The sequence below is a fragment of the Streptomyces sp. NPDC096013 genome, assembly GCF_044763565.1.
In the GTDB taxonomy this organism is placed as follows: domain Bacteria; phylum Actinomycetota; class Actinomycetes; order Streptomycetales; family Streptomycetaceae; genus Streptomyces.
In genome coordinates this window covers 179,171-200,076 of the sequence record NZ_JBIWGK010000009.1, presented here as the reverse complement: position 1 = coordinate 200,076, position 20,906 = coordinate 179,171, and the positions used below count along the sequence as shown (strand labels likewise).

The 20,906-nt window shown below is 70.5% G+C and carries 21 protein-coding genes; 12 read left to right on the top strand and 9 right to left on the bottom strand.

Annotated features, from left to right (window positions below; genetic code table 11):
• Positions 1 to 286 precede the first annotated feature (286 nt).
• Positions 287 to 454 (top strand): DUF3117 domain-containing protein, encoded by a 168-nt coding sequence (locus tag ACIRB1_RS28700; RefSeq protein WP_003966491.1) that lies wholly within the window; start codon positions 287 to 289, stop codon positions 452 to 454.
• Between the two features lie 154 nt (positions 455 to 608).
• Here the strand turns inward: ACIRB1_RS28700 and ACIRB1_RS28695 are convergent, their stop codons facing one another.
• Complete coding sequence (locus tag ACIRB1_RS28695) at positions 609 to 1,322, bottom strand: O-methyltransferase (RefSeq protein ID WP_352180949.1); 714 nt, start codon at positions 1,320 to 1,322, stop codon at positions 609 to 611.
• Between the two features lie 271 nt (positions 1,323 to 1,593).
• Here ACIRB1_RS28695 and sigE point away from each other — a divergent pair, with 271 nt between their 5' ends.
• From sigE to ACIRB1_RS28670, 5 genes are all read left to right on the top strand, one after another.
• On the top strand, positions 1,594 to 2,295 hold the full coding sequence (gene sigE / locus ACIRB1_RS28690; RefSeq protein WP_019072074.1) for an RNA polymerase sigma factor SigE: 702 nt from the start codon (positions 1,594 to 1,596) through the stop codon (positions 2,293 to 2,295).
• Positions 2,292 to 3,263: an anti-sigma factor family protein gene (locus ACIRB1_RS28685; protein WP_403467480.1), complete on the top strand. Its 972-nt coding sequence runs from the start codon at positions 2,292 to 2,294 to the stop codon at positions 3,261 to 3,263. Before sigE ends, ACIRB1_RS28685 begins: the two co-directional genes overlap by 4 nt.
• A gap of 506 nt (positions 3,264 to 3,769) precedes the next feature.
• Complete coding sequence (locus ACIRB1_RS28680; protein ID WP_403467479.1) at positions 3,770 to 5,572, top strand: trypsin-like peptidase domain-containing protein; 1,803 nt, start codon at positions 3,770 to 3,772, stop codon at positions 5,570 to 5,572.
• 201 nt (positions 5,573 to 5,773) lie between these two features.
• Entirely contained in the window at positions 5,774 to 6,211 is a 438-nt protein-coding gene (locus ACIRB1_RS28675; RefSeq protein ID WP_352180756.1) for a sec-independent translocase, read from the top strand.
• A 272-nt stretch (positions 6,212 to 6,483) separates the two neighbouring features.
• On the top strand, positions 6,484 to 7,146 hold the full coding sequence (locus tag ACIRB1_RS28670) for a hypothetical protein (protein ID WP_352180755.1): 663 nt from the start codon (positions 6,484 to 6,486) through the stop codon (positions 7,144 to 7,146).
• A gap of 109 nt (positions 7,147 to 7,255) precedes the next feature.
• On the opposite strand, the gene ACIRB1_RS28665 is transcribed toward ACIRB1_RS28670, so the two are convergent.
• From ACIRB1_RS28665 to ACIRB1_RS28655, 3 genes are read right to left on the bottom strand one after another with little or no spacing between them, the layout of a single operon-like run.
• The gene (locus tag ACIRB1_RS28665) at positions 7,256 to 8,389 is read right to left on the bottom strand and encodes an Mrp/NBP35 family ATP-binding protein (RefSeq protein WP_403467478.1); all 1,134 of its coding nucleotides are present in this window, start codon (positions 8,387 to 8,389) and stop codon (positions 7,256 to 7,258) included.
• Positions 8,390 to 8,432: 43 nt separating this feature from the next.
• Entirely contained in the window at positions 8,433 to 9,026 is a 594-nt protein-coding gene (locus ACIRB1_RS28660; protein ID WP_352180753.1) for a DUF1003 domain-containing protein, read from the bottom strand.
• Complete coding sequence (locus ACIRB1_RS28655) at positions 9,016 to 10,323, bottom strand: magnesium transporter MgtE N-terminal domain-containing protein (RefSeq protein ID WP_403467477.1); 1,308 nt, start codon at positions 10,321 to 10,323, stop codon at positions 9,016 to 9,018. The genes ACIRB1_RS28660 and ACIRB1_RS28655 overlap by 11 nt, the downstream gene beginning before the upstream one ends.
• Before the next feature lie 206 nt (positions 10,324 to 10,529).
• On the opposite strand from ACIRB1_RS28655, the gene ACIRB1_RS28650 reads away from it, so the two are divergent.
• Positions 10,530 to 11,249, top strand: a complete 720-nt coding sequence (locus tag ACIRB1_RS28650) for a hypothetical protein (protein WP_403467476.1) — start codon at positions 10,530 to 10,532, stop codon at positions 11,247 to 11,249.
• 6 nt (positions 11,250 to 11,255) lie between these two features.
• On the opposite strand, the gene ACIRB1_RS28645 is transcribed toward ACIRB1_RS28650, so the two are convergent.
• Entirely contained in the window at positions 11,256 to 11,771 is a 516-nt protein-coding gene (locus ACIRB1_RS28645) for a hypothetical protein (protein ID WP_352180750.1), read from the bottom strand.
• A gap of 22 nt (positions 11,772 to 11,793) precedes the next feature.
• Positions 11,794 to 12,912, bottom strand: a complete 1,119-nt coding sequence (locus ACIRB1_RS28640; protein ID WP_352180749.1) for a magnesium and cobalt transport protein CorA — start codon at positions 12,910 to 12,912, stop codon at positions 11,794 to 11,796.
• Between the two features lie 559 nt (positions 12,913 to 13,471).
• Here ACIRB1_RS28640 and ACIRB1_RS28635 point away from each other — a divergent pair.
• Complete coding sequence (locus ACIRB1_RS28635) at positions 13,472 to 14,068, top strand: suppressor of fused domain protein (RefSeq protein WP_328932658.1); 597 nt, start codon at positions 13,472 to 13,474, stop codon at positions 14,066 to 14,068.
• 41 nt (positions 14,069 to 14,109) lie between these two features.
• On the opposite strand, the gene ACIRB1_RS28630 is transcribed toward ACIRB1_RS28635, so the two are convergent.
• Complete coding sequence (locus tag ACIRB1_RS28630) at positions 14,110 to 15,348, bottom strand: MFS transporter (protein WP_352180747.1); 1,239 nt, start codon at positions 15,346 to 15,348, stop codon at positions 14,110 to 14,112.
• Between the two features lie 147 nt (positions 15,349 to 15,495).
• Between ACIRB1_RS28630 and ACIRB1_RS28625 the strand changes: the two genes are divergently transcribed.
• From ACIRB1_RS28625 to ACIRB1_RS28615, 3 genes are all read left to right on the top strand, one after another.
• Positions 15,496 to 16,137, top strand: a complete 642-nt coding sequence (locus ACIRB1_RS28625) for a DUF6758 family protein (RefSeq protein ID WP_352180746.1) — start codon at positions 15,496 to 15,498, stop codon at positions 16,135 to 16,137.
• A gap of 199 nt (positions 16,138 to 16,336) precedes the next feature.
• Entirely contained in the window at positions 16,337 to 17,194 is an 858-nt protein-coding gene (locus ACIRB1_RS28620; RefSeq protein ID WP_352180745.1) for a PHP domain-containing protein, read from the top strand.
• Between the two features lie 112 nt (positions 17,195 to 17,306).
• Positions 17,307 to 17,912, top strand: a complete 606-nt coding sequence (locus tag ACIRB1_RS28615; RefSeq protein ID WP_352180744.1) for a MarC family protein — start codon at positions 17,307 to 17,309, stop codon at positions 17,910 to 17,912.
• A gap of 205 nt (positions 17,913 to 18,117) precedes the next feature.
• Here ACIRB1_RS28615 and ACIRB1_RS28610 read toward each other — a convergent pair whose 3' ends face one another.
• Positions 18,118 to 18,270 carry a hypothetical protein gene (locus ACIRB1_RS28610; RefSeq protein ID WP_019058373.1) on the bottom strand — a complete coding sequence of 51 codons (153 nt, stop codon included), beginning with the start codon at positions 18,268 to 18,270 and terminating at the stop codon, positions 18,118 to 18,120.
• A gap of 195 nt (positions 18,271 to 18,465) precedes the next feature.
• Between ACIRB1_RS28610 and ACIRB1_RS28605 the strand changes: the two genes are divergently transcribed.
• Positions 18,466 to 19,359 carry an NYN domain-containing protein gene (locus ACIRB1_RS28605; protein WP_352180743.1) on the top strand — a complete coding sequence of 298 codons (894 nt, stop codon included), beginning with the start codon at positions 18,466 to 18,468 and terminating at the stop codon, positions 19,357 to 19,359.
• 14 nt (positions 19,360 to 19,373) lie between these two features.
• Here the strand turns inward: ACIRB1_RS28605 and ACIRB1_RS28600 are convergent, their stop codons facing one another.
• Complete coding sequence (locus ACIRB1_RS28600; protein ID WP_403467475.1) at positions 19,374 to 20,252, bottom strand: alpha/beta fold hydrolase; 879 nt, start codon at positions 20,250 to 20,252, stop codon at positions 19,374 to 19,376.
• Positions 20,253 to 20,906 lie beyond the last annotated feature (654 nt).

Here is a 20,906-nt window from a genome sequence, read left to right as displayed (position 1 = left end):
CCCTGACCGGACGTGTGACCTGCGTCAAAGAATTCCGGCCCGGATCGGGTCGGCGGAGGTCCGGGCGGCGGCGAAGTATCGCAGTCACATCGGCGAATTGAGTGGTTTTGCTCGCGCGCGTTGCCCAAGCGATGCCGACTGATGTTGGTCATCGGGTCCTGAGATGCGGGATAATGGCTTGGAAGCAATGTGTTCGATGCCGGTGACGCGTGTCTCATTAGGGGCCGCGCGTGCCCTCCATGGGGCCGTCGGCGACGATGAGCTGGTTTCAGGAAGGGGAACGAGCATGGCGGCCATGAAGCCGCGGACGGGCGATGGCCCGCTCGAGGTGACCAAGGAGGGGCGGGGCATCGTCATGCGCGTTCCGCTCGAAGGCGGCGGGCGGCTCGTCGTCGAGCTGACCCCTGACGAGGCCGACGCGCTGGGCGACGCCCTCAAGAAGGTCGTCGGCTGACGCGGCGGAACGCGACCATACCCCTTCAGCTGCCCCGGCACCCGAGACGGTGCCGGGGTCGCTGCTTTCTCCGGAGCCGTACGGGTCCGACCACGGTTGCATGGCTTTTCCGCGGCCTTGTCGCCGACCGCGTTCCCAGGGGTGGGCCTCGGCCTTAGGGCCTGTCCACCGTTCGCTTCACGGCGCACAGCAGGCCGTCACCCACCGGCAGCAGGGACGGCAACAGCTCGGGGCTCTCGCGCACGGCGCGCAGCAGTTCGCGCAGCCGGAGGACTTCGGTGGGCTGGGGACCCGAGTCGACGGTGCGGCCGTTGGCGAAGACGCCCTCGAAGACCACCAGGCCACCCGGACGCAGCAGGCGCAACGATTCAGCGAGATAGTCCAGGAACTCCAGCCGGTCACCGTCGCAGAACACGAGGTCGTAGCCGGCGTCCGCGAGCCGGGGCAGCACGTCCAGGGCGCGGCCCGGGATGAAGCGGGCCCGGTTGCTGGCGAAACCGCAGGCGCGGAAGGCCTGGCGGGCGAACTGCTGGTGGTCGGGTTCCGGGTCGACGGTGGTCAGTACCCCGTCCGGCCGCATGCCGTACAGAAGATGCATCCCGGAGACACCGGTCCCGGTGCCGATCTCCGCCACAGCCTTCGCGTCCACGGTGGCGGCGAGCATCCGCAGCGCGGCGCCCGTGCCGGGCGACACCGAGCGCAGCCCTGCCTCGCGGGCCCGGTCACGGGCCCAGCGCAGTGCTTCGTCCTCGGCGACATAGGCGTCGGCGAACGCCCAGCTGGTCTGCCGGTTGCCGGTAATGACCCTCTCCTGTCCCCGTGGTTGCCTGGGCGTGACTGTATCCGTTGGTGCCGGGAACCTGCTGATGGGACCGGGCGTTTAGAAGGGGGAGGAAAGCACCGGGGGACGCGGCCGGAGAGAAGAGCGGGGGATGACGATGGATCAGTACACGGGACAACGGCCCGAGCAAGATCACGAGCGTCGGCTCACACCACCGGCAGGTCGGTATGAGCGTGTATCAAATTCTCGTAAAACCGCTTATCCGGAGCTAACGGGCGAGGTGGCTATGGTAGGGGCTCCACTGGACACCACCAGAGCCGACAGGGGAGGTGCGGCTGTACCTGTGGATCGGGGAGGAGTGCTCCGGCGCTTTCTCGGATCGGCGGGCAGGCCGAAATCCGTGAACGACACCGCTGCTGACCACAGCCACGCCGCTGACCATGCCCAGACCGCGACCTTCTCCACCGACGCGGACGGGCAGGCGTGGACTCCGCCCACCTGGGAGGAGATCGTCAGCACCCACAGCGGCCGTGTGTACCGGCTCGCGTACCGCCTGACGGGGAACCAGCACGACGCGGAGGACCTGACGCAAGAGGTCTTCGTCCGGGTCTTCCGTTCCCTGTCGACGTACACGCCCGGCACCTTCGAGGGCTGGCTGCACCGCATCACCACCAACCTCTTCCTGGACATGGTCCGCCGCAAGCAGCGCATCCGTTTCGACGCGCTGGGGGAGGACGCGGCCGAGCGACTGCCCAGCCGCGAGCCGTCTCCCCAGCAGGTCTTCAACGACGCGCACTTCGACGCGGACGTCCAGCAGGCCCTGGACACCCTCGCCCCGGAGTTCCGGGCCGCGGTCGTCCTGTGCGACATCGAGGGTCTCTCGTACGAGGAGATCGCCGCGACCCTGGGCGTCAAGCTCGGCACGGTCCGTTCCCGGATCCACCGCGGCCGCTCCCAGCTCCGTAAGGCCCTCGCGCACCGCTCGCCGGAAGCACGGGCCGAGCGCCGTTCCTTCGTGGCGCGTGTGCCCGCGCTGGGGGGAGGGGGCGCGACCGCGTGAGTGGATCACGTCCTACGCCTGCGGAGCAGCACCTGGGAGACCGACTTTCCGCCCTCGTGGACGGCGAGCTCGGTCATGAGTCGCGCGAGCGCGTACTGGCGCACCTGGCCACCTGTACGAAGTGCAAGGCCGAGGCCGACGCGCAGCGCCGACTGAAGAACGTGTTCGCGGAAATGGCCCCTCCGCCTCCCTCCGAGAGCTTCCTGGCCCGATTGCAGGGACTCCCCGGAGGAGGTGACCCGGACGGCGACGAGCCGCCCGGCGGTGGCCTGTTCGCCGGTGGCATCGGCGTCTTCGGCGTCAAAAGAGACGGCCCGCTGGACGCGTTCGAGTTCGGCTATGTCGCCGCGGGCCCGCACGCCGCGGCGGCCCTGAGGCCTTCCTCACCGGCTGCCCGCGAAGGCTTCCGCATCCATGACGTCAGCCGGCACGACACCGACCGCTCCGCCTCGCGCGGCATGCGGTTCGCGTTCGTCGCCGCCGGCGCGGTCTCGCTCGCCGCGATCGCGCTGGGCGGGGTGGCCACGGTCACGCCCGGCGACACCGCCGCGGAGGCGCGGGGCGGTGCGGGGGTGACTCCGGCGCGTACACAGGGCGCGGGTGCGGTGACTCCCGACACGGGGCGGCGCCGCGGGACCGCACCTCTGCTCGCACAGGGCGCGAGCCAGCGGTCGATGCTCGGCGACACGGCGACGGCACCGACGTCGGTCTCCGCGCCCCTGCTGCCGGGAGTCCCCTCTCCGGCGACCGTCCAGGGCGACGACCAGGTCATGCACACGTTGACGGCGCCGGTGATGGCCGGGGCGGCGGTCATGTCCCCCCTGATACGCCCCCTCAACGCGACCCCGCCGATCGCGCTCACATCCTGGTCCACGGCCCCCGAGGCCATGACCCCCGGCCTCCTGCGCACCCCGTCCCCTGACACCACCTCATCCCCCACACCGACCTCCTCCCACCCCCTCCACTGACCGACCCCTGCGCAATGACCGCCTGACCTGGTTGAATCCGGAGAGTTCGGGGTGGCACGGCCAGGCACGGGGGGACCATGAGCGAGCGGCCCGAGAGGACGTCGGAAAAGTGGGCGCGGGGGGCGGCGCCGGTGAATGCGACGCCGGGCGCGGCTGAGGTCGAGGGCGCGGGTGGCAGTGCCGGTGGGAATGCCGGTGGCGATGAGGCCGGGTCCTTGGGACCTGCCCAGCCGACAGACGGGGACTTCGAGGTGCGGGTGCCTGGTGAGGGGCTGAGCGGTGAAGTGCCCTCTGGCGGGGGTGACTTCGAGTTGGGGCGACCCGGGTTGGTCGCTCCGGGCGGGGGCGAGGTCGTAGACGGCAACGGTGTCTCCGAGCTGGCTCACCCTGTGTCGGTCGCTCCGGTCGCCGCCGACGTCGTAGTCACGGGTGCGGGTGCGGGTGCGGGTGCTGGTGCTGGTGCTGGAGCGGAATCTCCCGCGCCGGAACCCCCGTCGCCCCCCGGCGTGAGCCTTCCGGTTGCCGGTCGACCCCAGCCTCTCCATGACCCCGACCCCTACAGCACCCCGCCGTACGGTGCCCCGGGCCCCTGGGCGCCCGCGCCGCCTGTTCAGCACCCGGGGGGTACCTCTGCGTCCCGCGCGGTCACAGAGGCCCGTACAGCAGTTCCAGGCACTCACGTCCCGCCGGTCCCGGGCAGCGCGCCCGTGCCTTCCGGCACCCCTGCTTCACCTGGCGCCGACACTGACTCCGCGCCCTTCGTCCCGCCCCCGGCGTCATTCACTGCCGCCGCATCACGCCCCACCGATACCGCGTCTCCCAGCAGCGCTGCACCCCCGGCACCCGCACCCGTGCCTCGCGCTGACGCCTCGGCCCCCGACGCCTCCACACCCCTCGTCACGCCCGCTGTACCCATTGCTCCGCACCCGTCCGGCAACTCGGCGTCGGCTGCCCTCACTTCACCGGGTCTCCCCGACACCCCCCTCGTGAGCCCGGACCCGGCACCCACCTCCGTCGGGAACCCGCACCCGGCACCCGACCCGCACCCGCACCCCACTCCGGACCCGCACCCGGCACCCGACCCAAACCCTGCACCCACCCCCACCCCCGCCCCCACCCCCCTCAACCCCTGGCACCGCTACGACCCCTGGGCACCCCGAACCCCCGCCCCCCTCCACCAAACCGGTGCTTCGACCTCCAGCTCCAACCGCCCCCGCCCCCGCACCCTCCTCACCTCCGCCCTGGTCCTCGTCCTCCTCGCCGGAGGTGTCGGTGGGGTCATAGGGGCCTATATCGAGCGGGGCGGTCCCGGCGGGGACATCGTGTTGCCGCAAGCCGCGAAGGAGGACACCGGTCGCGCCGGCGACACCGTCGCCGGGATCGCGGCTCGGGCGTTGCCCAGTGTGGTGACCTTGCGGGTGGCCGGGGACGAGGAGTCGGGGACCGGGACCGGGATCGTGTTGGACGATCGGGGGGACATCCTCACCAACAACCATGTCGTGCGGCCCGGTGGCGGTGGCGGGGCGATATCCGTTCGGTTCAGCGGGGGGCAGACCGTCAAGGGCGACGTGGTCGGGCGGGACGTCGGGTACGACCTCGCCGTCGTGCGGGTGCACGGGGTGCGAGGGCTCCGGCCGATGCCGCTCGGGAATTCCGACAACGTGCGGGTCGGTGACCCCGTCGTCGCGATCGGGGCGCCGTTCGGGCTCGACAACACCGTGACCGCCGGGATCGTCAGCGCCAGGGAACGGCCCATCACGACCGGCGGCGACGCGTCGGACGGGAGTGACGTGTCGTACGTCGACGCTCTCCAGACCGACGCGCCGATCAATCCAGGGAACTCCGGTGGACCGTTGCTCGACGCGCGGGGGCTGCTGGTCGGGGTCAACTCGGCCATCCGGACCGCCGACGAGCAGGACGGGAACGGTGACGGGGGTGGGGACGGTAGTTCCCAGAGCGGGTCGGTCGGGCTCGGGTTCGCCATTCCCGTCAATCAGGCCAAGCGTGTCGCCGAGGAGCTGATCAATGACGGGAAGGCGACCCATCCCGTCATCGGTGTCACCCTCGACCTGGACTACGCCGGCGACGGAGCCCGGGTCGCCAAGCAGGGCACCGGCCCCGGGGCCGCGGCCGGGCTCAGGGCGGGGGACGTCATCACCCAGGTCGACGGTGTGCCGGTGCACTCCGGTGACGAGCTCGTCGTCAGGACGCGTGCGCACCGGCCCGGCGACCACCTGCGGCTGACGCTGCGCCGGGGCGGCAAGGACATGACCGTGTCGCTCGCGCTCGGCTCCGCGACGGGTGATTGACAGAAACGTCACAGGTGGGAGCCCCGCGCCGGGTCCCACTAGGCAAACAACCCGGAAAACCGGTCCCGTACATCCACTCGTAGCCCACGGGACAGTACCGGTCGGGTGGGATCGCCGGGTACCGTGGACCCGGCCCGGACCACGGAAGACCCGCACAGACCACCGAGGGCCGAGGACCGAGGACATCGCAAGGAGCTTCAGGTGTTCAATGACATAGGACCGCTCGAGCTGGTGACGATCATTGTGCTCGCCGTGCTCGTCTTCGGTCCGGACAAGCTCCCGAAGGTCATCCAGGACGTCATGCGGACGATCCGGAAGATCCGAGAGTTCTCGGAGAGCGCCAAGGCGGACATCCGCGAGGAGCTGGGCCCGGAGTTCAAGGACTTCGACTTCGAGGACCTCAACCCCAAGACGTTCCTGCGCAAGCAGCTGGACAACGACGAACTGGGGCTCAAGGAGATCCGCAACGGCTTCGACCTGAAGAAGGAGATGGCCGAGGTCACGGAGGCCGTGCAGAGCGCGGACACCCCCTCCTCCTCACCGTCCTCGTCCTCCGGCGGCGGTCGCCTCGACATGACCAAGAAGCCCGAGGGCCCGGAGAAGGACGAGCGCCCGCCCTTCGACGCCGACGCCACCTGAGAGTCGTAGGCGCGTCCGCCACCTGAGAGTCGTGGGCACCGTCGGTCCACCGCGTCGTACGTGACGCGTTTCATACGTCCCCACCCCCTCTGACGCCCCCAAACGGCCTCCGTACGGCCCGAACAAGGCCCCCGTGCGCCTCACGCGCCGGGCGCTTTCCGGGCTGCCCCGCATGAGGTGGCTATGCTGCCGAGTTGTTGTGCGGACCGGGCGAGTCGCCCGACGGGGGGCGGGCCGCCCCGGTCCGACGAGAGCGAGGAGGCGTCCGGAGCATGGAGACGACGAGTCGGGTAGGCGCGCAGGCGCCGGCCGCGGAGGGCGGACAGCAGGTCCCCTCCGCCCGGCGCACGGTCGACGGCTACCTGCTGGCGCCCTTCCCCTGGTACGGCCTCGACGAGGCCTTCACCGGGCCGCGCTGGCTGATGCAGGTGGGCATGGCGGCGGACGGAGCCGTGGAGCACGGTTCGATCGGGCACGGTGAGGAGCCCTCCGTACGCAACGAAGGCACGGAGGACAAGGAGAAGTTCGCGGTGGTCGTCACCGTCGCGGGCAACCCCGCCCGGCGCACCGCCGACGGCACGGGTCTGCTGGAGGCCACCTCGGTCTCCTCGGCGGCCTGGCTCGCCGGGGTGGGGCTGCTGTCGTTCACCTGGCCGGGCCAGATGGACCACACCCTGCGCGACGACTGGCTGGAGCAGCAGACGGAGACGGCCTGGGTCCTGGCCGACGACCTCGCGGGCGACGACTGGTCGACCCTGTCCCTGCCGGTGGACGGCGTGCCGACGCCGTTCCACTACCGGGAGTCCGAGTTCGGCTGGGTCCTTGCCGGGTCGACCCAGGAGGGCGTGCACGTGGGGGCGTACGGCCGGGGCATGAGCGCGTACGGGCTCGGCTTCGCCATGATCAAGGACATCGCGACCTACGCCGCGGAGTAGCGGCTACGACGATGGGGGCGCCGTCCGGTGGGACGGCGCCCCCATCGTCGTGAAGGCGTCTTCGCGGGACCTCGTGAGGCAGTCTCCGCGAGACCTCGTCGGAAGATCCCTAGAACTTGTTCCTCGGGGTGATCCCCAGTGACATGCCCGAGAGGCCGCGCTGGCGGCCGCCCAGCTTGCCCGCGATCGCGCGCAGGGCCGCGCCCGCCGGGGATTCCGGGTCGGTCAGGACGACCGGCTTGCCGTCGTCGCCGCCCTCGCGGAGGCGGACGTCGATCGGGATGGAGCCGAGGACCGGGACCGAGGCGCCGGTCGTACGGGTCAGGCCGTCCGCGACGGACTGGCCGCCGCCCGTGCCGAAGACGTCGACCATCTCGCCGCAGTGCGGGCACGGCAGGCCCGCCATGTTCTCGACGACGCCGACGATCTTCTGGTGGGTCTGTACGGCGATGGAGCCCGCGCGCTCGGCGACCTCGGCCGCCGCCTGCTGAGGGGTCGTCACGACGAGGATCTCGGCGTTCGGGACGAGCTGGGCGACGGAGATCGCGATGTCGCCGGTGCCCGGCGGGAGGTCGAGCAGCAGGACGTCCAGATCGCCCCAGTACACGTCCGCCAGGAACTGCTGGAGCGCGCGGTGCAGCATCGGGCCGCGCCACACCACCGGTGCGTTGCCCGGCGTGAACATGCCGATGGAGATGACCTTCACGCCGTTCGCCGACGGCGGCATGATCATGTTCTCGACCTGGGTGGGACGGCCGTCGGCGCCGAGCATGCGCGGGACGCTGTGGCCGTAGATGTCGGCGTCGACGACACCGACCTTCAGGCCGTCCGCGGCCATCGCGGCGGCGAGGTTCACCGTCACCGAGGACTTGCCGACGCCGCCCTTGCCGGAGGCGACCGCGTAGACGCGGGTGAGGGAGCCGGGCTTGGCGAAGGGGACCTCGCGCTCGGTCTGGCCACCGCGCAGGGCGGTCGCGAGTTCCTTGCGCTGTTCGTCGCTCATCACGTCGAGGGTCACCTCGACACCGGTGACGCCCTCCACGCCCAGGACCGCGTCCGTCACGCGCTGCGTGATGGTCTCGCGCATGGGGCAGCCGGAGACCGTCAGGTACACGGTGACCGCGACCGCTCCGTCCGCACCGATCTCCACCGACTTGACCATCCCCAGCTCGGTGATGGGTCGGTTGATCTCGGGGTCGTTCACCGTCGACAGCGCTTCGCGCACCGCGTCTTCCGTAGCCATAGGGTCGATGGTACGGCGCCGCGCGGGGCCCCAGGTAAGCCCGTCACCGGTCGTCTACGTCACGTCCGTGCGACCGTTCCGCCGGGAATACGACGTGTTTGTGGTGGCCGTCCTCCCGTTCCTCCAGCTCTTTCACCAGGTCCTGGAGTTCGGAGCGGATCCAGTCGCGGGTCGCGACCTCGCCCAGACCGATGCGCAGGGCGGCGATCTCGCGGGTCAGGTACTCGGTGTCGGCGATCGACCGCTCGTTCTGCTTGCGGTCCTGTTCGAGGTTGACCCGGTCGCGGTCGTCCTGCCGGTTCTGCGCGAGCAGGATCAGCGGGGCCGCGTAGGAGGCCTGGAGCGACAGCATCAGCGTGAGGAAGATGAACGGGTAGTTGTCGAAGCGGACATCGCGGGGCGCGAAGATGTTCCACAGCACCCAGACGATGATGACGACCGTCATCCAGACGATGAACCGCCCGGTGCCCAGGAACCGCGCGATCCGCTCCGACAGCCGCCCGAACGCCTCCGGGTCGTACTCGGGCAGGAACCGGCGCCGGGGCGGGCGCGGCTGGTCGAGCCGGGCCCGGGGCCGGGTGGTGGCGGTCGCGCCCGCCGGTGTCCGTTCACGCGTGGACTCGCGCTCAGGAGTCATGAGCCGCCACCCCCTCCGCCTCTGTCTCGTTCCCGCGCTCGTCGAGGTGGAACTCGGTCTCCCGCCAGTCCTGCGGCAGCATGTGGTCCAGCACGTCGTCCACGGTCACCGCCCCGAGCAGCGACCCGGTCTCGTCGACCACGGGCGCCGCGACCATGTCGTACGTCGCGAAGAACCCGGCGATCAGCTGTAGCGTCGCGTCCGGGTCGAGCGGCTGAAGGTCGTCGTCGATGATCGCGCTGACCAGGGTGTACGGCGGGTCGCGCAGCAGCCGCTGGAAGTGGACCGTGCCGAGGTACTTGCCGGTCGGGGTGTCGTCCGGCGGGCGGCACACGTAGACCTGGGCGGCGAGGGCCGGGGAGAGGTCGGCGCTGCGGACGCGGGCGAGCGCGTCGGCGACGGTCGCGTCGGGCCGTAGGACGATCGGCTCGGTCGTCATCAGGCCGCCCGCCGTGTGCTCCTCGTACGACATCAGGCGGCGGACGTCGGCCGCCTCGGAGGGCTGCATCAGGTTGAGGAGGCGTTCCTTGTCGTCCTCGGGGAGTTCGGAGAGGAGGTCGGCCGCGTCGTCCGGGTCCATGGCCTCCAGGACGTCGGCCGCGCGCTCCTCCTTCAACTTGCCGAGGATCTCGATCTGGTCGTCCTCGGGGAGCTCTTCGAGGACGTCGGCGAGGCGGTCGTCGTCGAGGGCGGCGGCGACCTCGGCCCGGCGCTTGGGGGAGAGGTGGTGCAGGACGTTGGCGAGGTCGGCGGGGCGCAGCTGCTCGAAGGTGGCCAGGAGGCTCTCCGCGCCCTGTCCCTGCTCCTCGAGGGAGAAACCGGTGATGCTGGACCAGTCCACGGTCAGCGTCTCTCCCTTGGCCCTTCTGAAGGCTCCGCCGGTCCTGCCCTTGCGGACGAAGACGCGGTCGATCTCCCAGTCCCGGCGGGCCGGGAGGTGCTGCACGGACAGGTCGAGGACGGTGACCTCCTCGCCGGTCTCGACGAGGGTGACGCGCCGGTCCAGGAGTTCGCCGAACACCAGCCGCTCGGTGGGCCGTTGCTCGAAGCGGCGGACGTTCAGCACGCCGGTGGTGATGACCTGTCCCGACTCGATGCCGGTGACGCGGGTCATCGGGAGGAAGATGCGGCGCCGGGTGGAGAGTTCGACGACGAGGCCGAGCAGCCGCGGGGGGCGCCGGCCGACGCGGAGCATGGCGACGAGGTCGCGGACGCGGCCCACCTGGTCGCCGTTCGGGTCGAAGACGGCGACACCGGCGAGGTGCGACACGAAGACTCGGGGAGCGCCCGATGCCATGGCCGCACCTCCATTCTTTCCTGTGATTGCCGGGGCACCCACTGCTTCCGGATGTTCCGAATTGCCTGCTCGGATGGGCTTCAGGCTAGCCCGTCCGCATGTGATCCGCGCTGGTGGGCGGTCCGGACGGACTGGCTCCGCCGGTGCCTCGCGGCCCCGGTACGCTGCCGTACGCCATCGACCCCCGCACGGAAGGCATCCCACCTGTGACCGCTATCGCCCAGGTCCGAAACCGTCGTGCGGCGCTGCTCTCCGCGGTGTGTGTCGTGGCCCTCGCGGGGTGCGGCGGCGGGGACCCGGACGCGGGGACCAACGGGGTCGGCAAGCTGGCCGCCGACAAGATCCAGTCGAAGTCGGTGACGGCCGCGAGCGCCGCTGATGCCGTACGGCTGTCGGGCACGGTCGTCACCAGCGGGCGGACGTACACGCTCGACATGCGGCTGAAGTCCGACGGCGGCAGCGGTTCGGTCACCTCGAAGGGGTCGACCTTCGGGCTGCTGCGGATCGGCGAGCAGCTGTACCTGAAGGCCGACGCGGGCTTCTGGAACAGCAACGGGGACTCGGGCGCCGGCGACACGCTCCACGGCAAGTACGTGAAGGTGCCGCAGGGCGACCCCTCGTACAAGAAGTTCAGTGGTTTCACGGACAAGGACGTCCTCCTCTCCAGCTTGCTGACCCTGCACGGCTCACTCGCCAGGGACGGGCACCACGCGCAGAACGGTGTCCGGACGATCCGCATCACCGGCGACAAGGGCTCCGGCGGCACCCTCGACGTCTCCCTGGAGGGCAAGCCGTATCCGCTGCGCCTGGTCCGCGCGGGCGGCGCGGGCACGCTGACCTTCTCGGACTGGGGCAAGAGCTTCACGGTGACACAGCCGAAGGACGACGACACTGTCGACTACGGCAAGCAACTTCCGTCTTCCTAGCGGCGGTTACCGGCGTTTGCGTTTCTTCAGGAGCAGGCGCGGCAGGCCGGCCGGGACCGGCTGACGGGTCGTCGCCGGGGTCGGCAGCGGGGCTTCGGCCAGCGAGCCGTCGGGCAGGCCGGCCGTCGCTCCCGTCGGCTCCAGGCGCAGCACCCGGCACTCACGCGCCCAGCGGGCCGTCATCGCCTCGCCGTCGGGGGCGTTCAGGCGCTTGCCCTTCAGCTCGGCGACGGCCGCCGTCCAGGCCTCGGAGTCCGGCGCCAGCTCCACGACCTTCGCGGTCCAGGAGACCAGCCGGCCGCCCTTGTCCTTGCTGCGGACGGTGACCTCGGCGGGGCCGCCGTCGACCAGTCCCGGCAGCGGCTGCTCGCCCGGCCCGTCGCCGATCAGGCAGGCCGCGCCCTCGTGCCAGACGTGCCACAGGGCGCGGGCCGGGACGCCGGGACCGTGGACCCAGACGAGGCCGGACTTCTTCGTGGCCTCCTCGACGAGGGCCTGGTCGAGCAGCTCGCTGCTAGTCATGGGCGTCAGCCTATCCAGCCGCTCACAGCCAGCCGTTGCGCTTCAGCGTGCGGTGGATCGCCAGACAGACCGTCACGGTGAAGGCGAGCACCGTCGGATACCCGTACCGCGCGTGCAGTTCCGGCATGTGCTCGAAGTTCATGCCGTAGACGCCCGTCACCATCGTCGGTACGGCGATGATCGCGGCCCACGCGGTGATCTTCCGCATGTCCTCGTTCTGGGCGACGGACGCCTGCGCGAGGTTGGCCTGGAGGATCGAGTTCAGCAGCTCGTCGAAGCCGATGACCTGCTCCTGGACGCGGGCGAGGTGGTCGGCGACATCGCGGAAGTACTTCTGGATGTCCGGGTCGATCAGCCGCATCGGCCGCTCGCTCAGCAGCTGCATGGGCCGCAGCAGCGGCGACACCGCGCGCTTGAACTCCAGTACCTCACGCTTGAGTTGGTAGATCCGCGCCGAGTCGACACCGCGCGAGACCCCGCCCCTGCGGCCCGGGGTGAACACCTCGGTCTCGACCTCGTCGATGTCGTCCTGCACCGCGTCGGCGACCGCGACATAGCCGTCGACGACGTGGTCGGCGATCGAGTGCAGCACCGCCGAGGGGCCGCGGGCGAGCAGCTCGGGGTCGTCCTGAAGCCGGTGCCGCAGCGCCCGCAGGGAGCCCTGGCCGCCGTGCCGGACGGTGATGAAGAAGTCCCGCCCGGTGAAGCACATGACCTCGCCGGTCTCGACGACCTCGCTGTTGGCGGTGAGCTGGTCGTGCTCGACGTAGTGGATGGTCTTGAAGACGGTGAACAGGGAGTCGTCGTAGCGCTCCAGCTTGGGGCGCTGGTGGGCCTGCACGGCGTCCTCGACGGCGAGCGGGTGGAGCCCGAACTCCCCGGCGATACCGGCGAATTCGGCCTCGGTGGGCTCGTGCAGGCCGATCCACACGAAGCCGCCGTCCCGGCGGACCAGGCGCATCGCCTCGTGCGGGGTGAGCGGCTTGCCGGTGTCGACGCGGGCACCGTCGCGGTAGACGGCGCAGTCGACGACGGCCGAGGGGGTACCGGGGTCGCGGGTCGTGTCGTACGCGCCGCCGTCCTTGCGCAGGGAGGGACGGGACGGGCGGACCACGGCACGCAGGTCGCGGATCATCGACATGGCGGGCTCCTTCGCGACGAGCAACGAAAGGCGCCAACGACGGTTGGAACTGCCCGGAATGGGGACGTCCTGAGGTGCGGATGTTTGGCACGTCCACAAAGCGGGGAGCACCGCTCCGTCGCGGTGGCGAGCTTCGCTACTGATACAGGCACTGACTTCGGAACAGACAGATCGGTCAGATCAGATCGGTCAGATCGGATACACCCGACAGATCAGGCAGATCAGGAAAAGGAAACGAAGTGCTCTTCCGCGACAGTGAAGAAGTGCGAGAGGCGGCAGCCGTCTGGGGAGGCTAGAGCCAGAGCGACGACATCAGCGGCCGGAAGAGCGGGTGGTACTGCCAGGCCGACTTCGGTCCATTGCAGCCCCACCTCCTCCGGCCGGTCCCCCGTGGGGGAGTCTCAAAGGCGTCGGGACTTGATCGCGACTCCCCAGTGCTTTCAGAGCCTGGGAGTTACATCTATCAGCGTGCTGCCCCGAACGACCGGCCAAGACTATCAGCCGACTGAACTGTCAAGGCGCTGCTTTGCCCGGTACTGACGAGTTCTATGCTCGCCGCATGGTTGATGTTCTTGCTCTGGTCGAGGCACGGTTGCGCACCGCGCTGGGCGAACCGGACGCGCGCGCCGCCGTCACGTTCCTGGGCACGGACCGCGTGGAGGTACTGCGTTTCCAGGACGACAGCCAGGACGGGACCGTCGTCCGCTACGCCACCCTCGGCATGTCCGCCCAGCCCATGAGCGACCCCACGGCGATGCTCGCCGACCCGGTCGCCGGCCCGCGCGCCGAGCTGGTCCTCTCCGTCCGCGGCGGCCTCGCCGACACCGACAAGGTGCTCCGGCCGCTGGCCGTGCTCGCCGCGTCCCCGCAGGTCGAGGGCGTGGTCGTGGCCCCCGGCGCCTCGCTCGACGTGGGCGAACCGCTGTGGCCCGGCGCTCCGTTCACCTCGGTGCTGGTCGCCGAGCCGGGCGGCCTGGTCGAGGACCTGGAACTCGACGCGCCCCTCGACCCGGTGCGCTTCCTGCCGCTGCTCCCCATGACCCCGAACGAGGCCGCCTGGAAACGCGTCCACGGCGCCCAGGCCCTCCAGGAACGCTGGCTCACGAACGGGACGGACCTCCGGGATCCCTCCCGGAGGTCCGTCCCGCTGGACTGAGACCCGAGTGAGCAAGCTCACCAACGTCAGCCAGGAATCGGCTAGTTGGCGAACACCGCCACGCTGTCCTCGATCGCGTGCCGCGGCTCCAGCTCCTCGGCCTCGTGGGTGAGCGCGTTCCGTCGTACGAGGACCACCAGCGCGCCCAGCGCCGCGGTGACGGCCGCGACCACGAACGGGATGTGGATGTTGCTCCACCCCTCGATCTTCGGCGCGAAGAACGGGGCGGCAGCGGCGGCGAACCAGCGGACGAAGTTGTAGCCCGCGCTCGCCACCGGGCGCGGCGCGTCCGACACGCCCAGGGCCAGTTCGGTGTAGACGGTGTTGTTCACGCCGATGAACGCACCGGACAGGATGGTGCAGACGATGGCGGTGGTGTGGCTGCCGTAGCCGAGGACGAGCACGTCGGCGGCGAGCAGGACCAGCGAACCGCCGAGCACCTTCAGGGAGCCGAAGCGGGCCTGGAGACGCGGGGCGACGAAGACCGAGAAGACGGCGAGCAGGACGCCCCAGGCGAAGAACACGGCACCGGACTTGTACGGGGTCATGTTCAGCACGAACGGGGTGAAGGCCAGCACGGTGAAGAACGTGTAGTTGTAGAAGAACGACGACACGGCCGCCGAGGCGAGTCCGCCGTGGCCGAGGGCCTTCAGCGGGTCGAGCAGGGATGTCTTCCGCGCGGGCTTGGGCTGCTCCTTCAGGAACACCGTGATGCACAGGAAGCCGATCGCCATCAGGAACGCGGTGCCGAAGAAGGGGTAGCGCCAGCTCTGGTTGCCCAGCAGGGCGCCGAGCAGCGGGCCGCAGGCCATGCCCAGGCCGAGGGCGGACTCGTAGAGCAGGATCGCCGCGGCGCTGCCGCCGGCCGCCGCGCCGACGATCACGGCGAGGGCGGTCGACACGAACAGCGCGTTGCCGAGGCCCCAGCCCGCCCGGAAGCCGACGAGTTCGCCGACCGAGCCGGAGGTGCCGGCGAGTCCGGCGAAGACCACGACGAGGGCGAGGCCGAGCAGCAGGGTCTTCTTGCCGCCGATGCGACTGGAGACGAAGCCGGTCACCAGCATCGCGATGGCGGTGATCAGGAAGTACGAGGTGAAGAGCAGGGACACCTGGCCGGCCGTGGCGTCCAGGCCCTTGGCGATCGAGGGCAGGATCGGGTCGACGAGTCCGATGCCCATGAAGGCGACGACCGAGGCGCCCGCGGTGGCCCAGACCGCTTTGGGCTGTCGCAGGATGCTGCCCGAGCCGGCGTCGGCTCCCTTGTCGAAGGGGTCGTCCATGCTTCCTCCCAAGTAGTTGGTATATGCACATAGTAAGTTAGGCAAGGTAATGAATGCAAGCTACATCTAGTTTCGTTCCGTGAGTGGCCCGGCCGGACGGGTGATCGTCCTTGACGTGCGCGGGTGAGGGTAGGACCGTGGGGCCCTATGAGGGGCGAACCCAGTTGCCCGAAGTGCGGTGGCCGGGTCAGGGCTCCCGGACTCTTCGCCGATTCCTGGCAGTGCGATCTCCACGGGACGGTGCATCCGCTTCAGCCCGTGATCCCGCCCAGCGTCGAGGCGCTCAGTGTCGTCGTGCACCGGACGCAGGTGCCGGTGTGGATGCCGTGGCCGCTGCCGGTCGGATGGCTCTTCACCGGTGTGGCCTGTGCGGGGGACGACCGCAGTGGGGGCCGGGCCACGGCGGTGGCCTGTTCCGGGCCGGGCCCACTGGGCGGGATAGGGGAGTTGATCCTTGTCGCCGAGGAGCTGGGGGTCGGGCTCGGGGCGCGGTACGCGGGGATCGACGGGCCGGACCCCGGTCCCTACATGAACGTCGAGAAGCCTCCCCAGGCGAAGTTGCTCGCCGCGGGGCGGCCCACGCCGTTGTGGCATGTGGCCACGGCGCCGGACGATCGGGCCGTGTTCGCGGGGGAGGCGTTGGGGTTGTGGCTGTGGGCCGTGGTGTGGCCTGAGCAGTCGGGGCTGTTGATGTACGACGAGCTGGTGCTGACGGATCTGCGGGACGCAGGGGCCGAGGTTGACCTCGTGCCGTGCGGGGCGTTGTCGCCGCGCCTGCTGGAGCCGTAGCGGGTCGGTCCGGTCCCTGGGCAGGTGCGGGTGAGGGTGCGGGTGGTCCGGGTGCGGGGCCGGGGGGTCGCTGTGGCTGGTCGCGCGGTTCCTCGCGCGCCTTGGAGGGTGCCGGGGCTCAGTGTGTTCGAAGGGGCCCTTGGGATGCCGTTACCCTTGACTCGTCCCTTGTCGAGTCGTCGCCGTCTGGAGCCTGCGCGTGCGTATTGACCTGCACACCCACTCCACGGCCTCCGACGGTACGGACACCCCCGGTGAGCTGGTGCGGAATGCCGCCGCCGCCGGACTGGACGTTGTCGCGCTGACCGACCACGACACCAGTCGTGGGTACGGCGAGGCGATCGACGCGCTGCCCTCCGGGCTCACGCTCGTGACCGGGGCCGAGATGTCCTGTCGGATCGACGGGGTGTCCATGCACATGCTGGCCTACCTGTTCGATCCGGAGGAGCCCGCGCTGCTCGCCGAGCGTGAGCTGGTGCGGGACGACCGGGTGCCCCGGGCCCGCGCCATGGTGGCGCGGCTCCAGGAACTGGGCGTGCCGGTCACCTGGGAGCAGGTGGCGCGGATCGCCGGGGACGGGTCCGTCGGGCGGCCTCATGTGGCCACCGCGCTGGTCGAGTCGGGGGTCGTGCCCACGGTCGACGACGCGTTCACCCCTGACTGGCTCGCCGACGGGGGGCGCGCTCATGTGGCCAAGCACGAGACCGATCCCTTCGAGGCGATCCGGCTGGTGAAGGCCGCGGGGGGCGTGACCGTCTTCGCCCACCCGGGTGCCAGCAAGCGGGGGCACACCGTGCCCGAGGCCGCGATCGCCGAGATGGCCGCCGCCGGCCTCGACGGGATCGAGGTCGAGCACATGGACCACGACGCGGAGACACGGGTACGGCTGCGGGGGCTCGCCAAGGAACTGGGGCTGCTCGTCACCGGGTCCAGCGACTACCACGGGAGCCGCAAGACCGTACAGCTCGGTGAGTACACGACCGACCCCGAGGTCTACGGCGAGATCACGCGGCGCGCGACCGGGGCCTTCCCGGTGCCGGGGGCCGGCGGAGCCTGACGCCCGCACCGCTCTCGTAGATCCCTATCTCGTGGATCTCTCTCGTAGGTCCCTCTCTCGTACATCCCTGCCTCCCCGCTCGTCTCTCTTCTGCAAGGCTCGTGGCTCACCCATGTTCGACGTCGCCGTCTTCGGCTCTCTCTTCCTGACCCTTTTTGTCATCATGGATCCCCCTGGGATCACCCCGATCTTCCTCGCGCTGACCGCCGGACGACCGTCCAAGGTGCAGAAGCGGATGGCGTTCCAGGCCGTGTGCGTCGCGGGTGGTGTGATCACCGTCTTCGGGCTGCTCGGGCACCAGATCCTCGACTACCTGCATGTCTCCGTGCCCGCGCTGATGATCGCGGGCGGGCTGCTGCTTCTGCTGATCGCGCTCGACCTGCTCACCGGCAAGACCGACGAGCCCAAGCAGACCAAGGACGTCAACGTCGCCCTCGTACCGCTGGGCATGCCGCTGCTCGCCGGGCCAGGTGCGATCGTGTCCGTCATCCTCGCCGTGCAGAAGGCCGGCAGTGTGGCCACGCAGGTGTCGGTGTGGACGGCGATCCTCGCCATCCATGTCGTGCTGTGGCTGGTGATGCGGTACTCGCTGCTGATCATCCGGGTCATCAAGGACGGGGGCGTGGTGCTGGTGACGCGGCTCGCGGGGATGATGCTCTCCGCCATCGCCGTGCAGCAGATCATCAACGGGATCACCCAGGTGGTCCGCGCGGGCTGAGTCCCGTGGTGCCCTGGCCTCTGGTGCCTGGTGCAACGCAGAACCCCCGCACGGCAACAGTGCCGTACGGGGGTTCTGAAGTGTGGTCGCGATCCGCGTCGGGGTCGCGGGTGAGTGTCGTATTCAGTACGTCGTCAGTGGGGCGGTACGTCGTCGGTCGTCACGTCGTCGGTCGTACGTCGTCGGTGGTGCGCGGCCGTGAGTGTCACGAGGCCTTGGTCTCGGCGGGGCGGATCCACAGGCGCTGTCCTATGGCGGCAGCCTGTTGCACGATCCGATTGACGGAGGCGGCGTCCACGACGGTGCTGTCCACGGTGGTGCCGTCGACCTCGTCGAGACGCATGATTTCGAAGCGCATGGCTTCTCCCTTCGTCTGGTCATCCTCCTGAGGAGAACTACTTGGTTACTGATGTAGTCAACGGGGTGCGTGTTACAAACATTCCCTACGCTAAGGAAATTTTTCGAACGCCTAACTACTGACCGGTAAGAGATCGACGCGAGACTGACCGGGACCGGTTGTGTTCGCAGCGTGACCGCCGGGACAATGGAAGCGATGAACGACGACCTCGCGGCCCTCAGCGCCCGCATCGACCGCACGAACGAGCTGCTGCACCGCATGCTCGCCGAAGTGGCGAAGACGCCCTCGACGCATGCGATCTTCGTCGACGCGGGATATTTGTATGCAGCCGCGGGCCGGCTCGTCTCCGGGACCGAGGACCGGCGCTCGTTCGACGTCGACACCGAGGGACTGATCGAGGCACTCATCGACAAGGCCCGCACGATCTTCGCGGACAGCCGACTGCTGCGCGTCTACTGGTACGACGGCGCCCGCCGCCGCATCCACACCGCCGAGCAGCAGTCCATCGCGGAACTCCCGGACGTCAAGGTGCGGTTGGGCAACCTCAACGCCAACAACCAGCAGAAGGGCGTCGATTCACTCATCCGCTCCGACCTGGAGTCCCTCGCCCGGCACCGCGCCATCAGCGACGCGGCGCTTATCGGCGGCGACGAGGACCTCGTCTCGGCGGTCGAGGCGGCCCAAGGGTACGGCGCCCGCGTCCACTTGTGGGGCATCGAGGCGCCCGAGGGCCGCAACCAGGCGGAGCCGCTCCTCTGGGAGGTCGACAGCCAGCGCACCTTCGACCTCGACTTCTTCAAGCCGTACGTCTCCCGCCGCGCGTCCGCCGTCTACGAGGCCGCCGCCACCCGGCCCACCCGTGACGACGTCCGCTTCGTGGGCGCGCAGATCGCCGCGAAGTGGCTCGCGGCGCGGGGGAGGGAGGCGCTGGTCGAGCTGCTGCCCGGGCATCCGTATCTGCCGGGCTCGGTCGACCAGGACCTGCTGGTCGAGGCGGAGGGGCTGCTCCAGTACTCCCTGCGCGGGCAGGCCGACCTCCGCCGGGCCCTGCGGGACGGCTTCTGGGAACATCTGCGGACGCAGTACTAGCGGCTCTTACGGGCCTACGGGCCTACGGTGTCCCAGAAATCGGCGATCGCCTTGGCCGTCTCGGCCGGCTGATCCGTGTTCGGCGAGTGCTCGGCCCGCGCGATGACCGTCCGCCGCGCCTTCAGCCGTACGGCCATGTCGTCCAGGAGCGGCACCGGCCAGGTGTCGTCGCGGGAGCCCGAGAGGACGTGGAAGGGGAGGGGGACCGCGGCCAGCTCGGCGACCCGGTCCGGCTCGCCGCACAACTGCCGTCCCGCCGCGAGGAGTTGAGCCGGCTTGGTGCGCAGCCAGCGGCGGCGCAGATCGGCCCGGTCGTCGAGACCCTCGTCCAGCGCGCCGCCGGTCTCGGTCTCCTCCGGTGCCTCCATCGCCTGGATCGCGTCCCACACCTCGGCCATCGACATCACGGCGAGCGCGTCCCGCAGCAGCTTCACCCGCTCCTGCTGCGACGGCGAGATCTGCGCGGGACCCGACGACATCAGCGTCAGCGACACGAACGGCGTGCGATCGAGCAGCACGGCCGCGCGCGCCACCTGGCCCCCGAAGGAATGCCCGAGCAGATGAACCGGCGCGCCCAGGGCCTCGGCCAGCGCGAGCACGTCCCGCGCCAACTCGTCCTGGGCGTAAGGGGATTCGTCCTCGACCGGTCCGTCCGACTCGTACTGCCCCCGCCCGTCCACGGCCACGGACCGATACCCGCGCGCCCCGAACGCCTCGTGCAACGGGTTGAAGTCCTCCTTGCTCCCGGTGAACCCCGGCAGCAGAAGCGCGAGCCCCTTCGCCTCGACACCGTCGCCCACGGGCGAGTCCACGACGGCGAAATCACCACGAGCGGTCCGCAGGGGGTACGCGCGAGCGCCGGGGGGCGGGGTGAAGGAGGGGGGCTTGCTCATGGGGTGAGGTTATCCGGAGGGGTTGGGCGTGAGGGGGACGGGAGGGTGTAACGGGGGTTAACGGGGTGGGCCGCCGGGTGCGGGGGCGTGGGGGTGGGGGCGGCTGGCGAACTGGTGGTGGGGCCGGGGTGCGCGGAGGTGGGCGTCGGGGGGAGCCGGGTCGGCGACGGGAGGCGCAGTGGAGGGCGGGCGACCGGCGACGGCCGTGGTGGGCCCGGGGTGCGCGCGGCGGCGGGCGTCAGGGGGAGCCGGATGGGCTGCAGGGGAGGGGCCCGGTGACAGGCGGCAGGGGACACGCGGTGGTGAATACCGGTGGACGTGGAGGCGGGTGCGGGCGGTCGCGGGAGGGAGCGCGGAGTGGGTGGCCGGGGAACACACGTGGGCGCCCGGGGTGACTGGGGTGGGGCGCAGCGGCGGACGGGCGGCGAAAGCCGTGGCCCTGGGCGCGCGTGACGGTATGCGGCCGGGCGGGAAGCAGGGGGCCGCCGGTCAGGATGAGCACAGCAGCGAGCGCCAGGGCTGTCCGGTGACTGGGGTGGGGCGCGGTGGGGGAGGGCGACCGGCGAAAGCGGTGGTGGTCCCCCGGGCGCGCGTGACGGTATGCGGCCCGGACCCGGAGGGCACGGGTGGCCGCCAGCCAGGGCGAGCACCGCG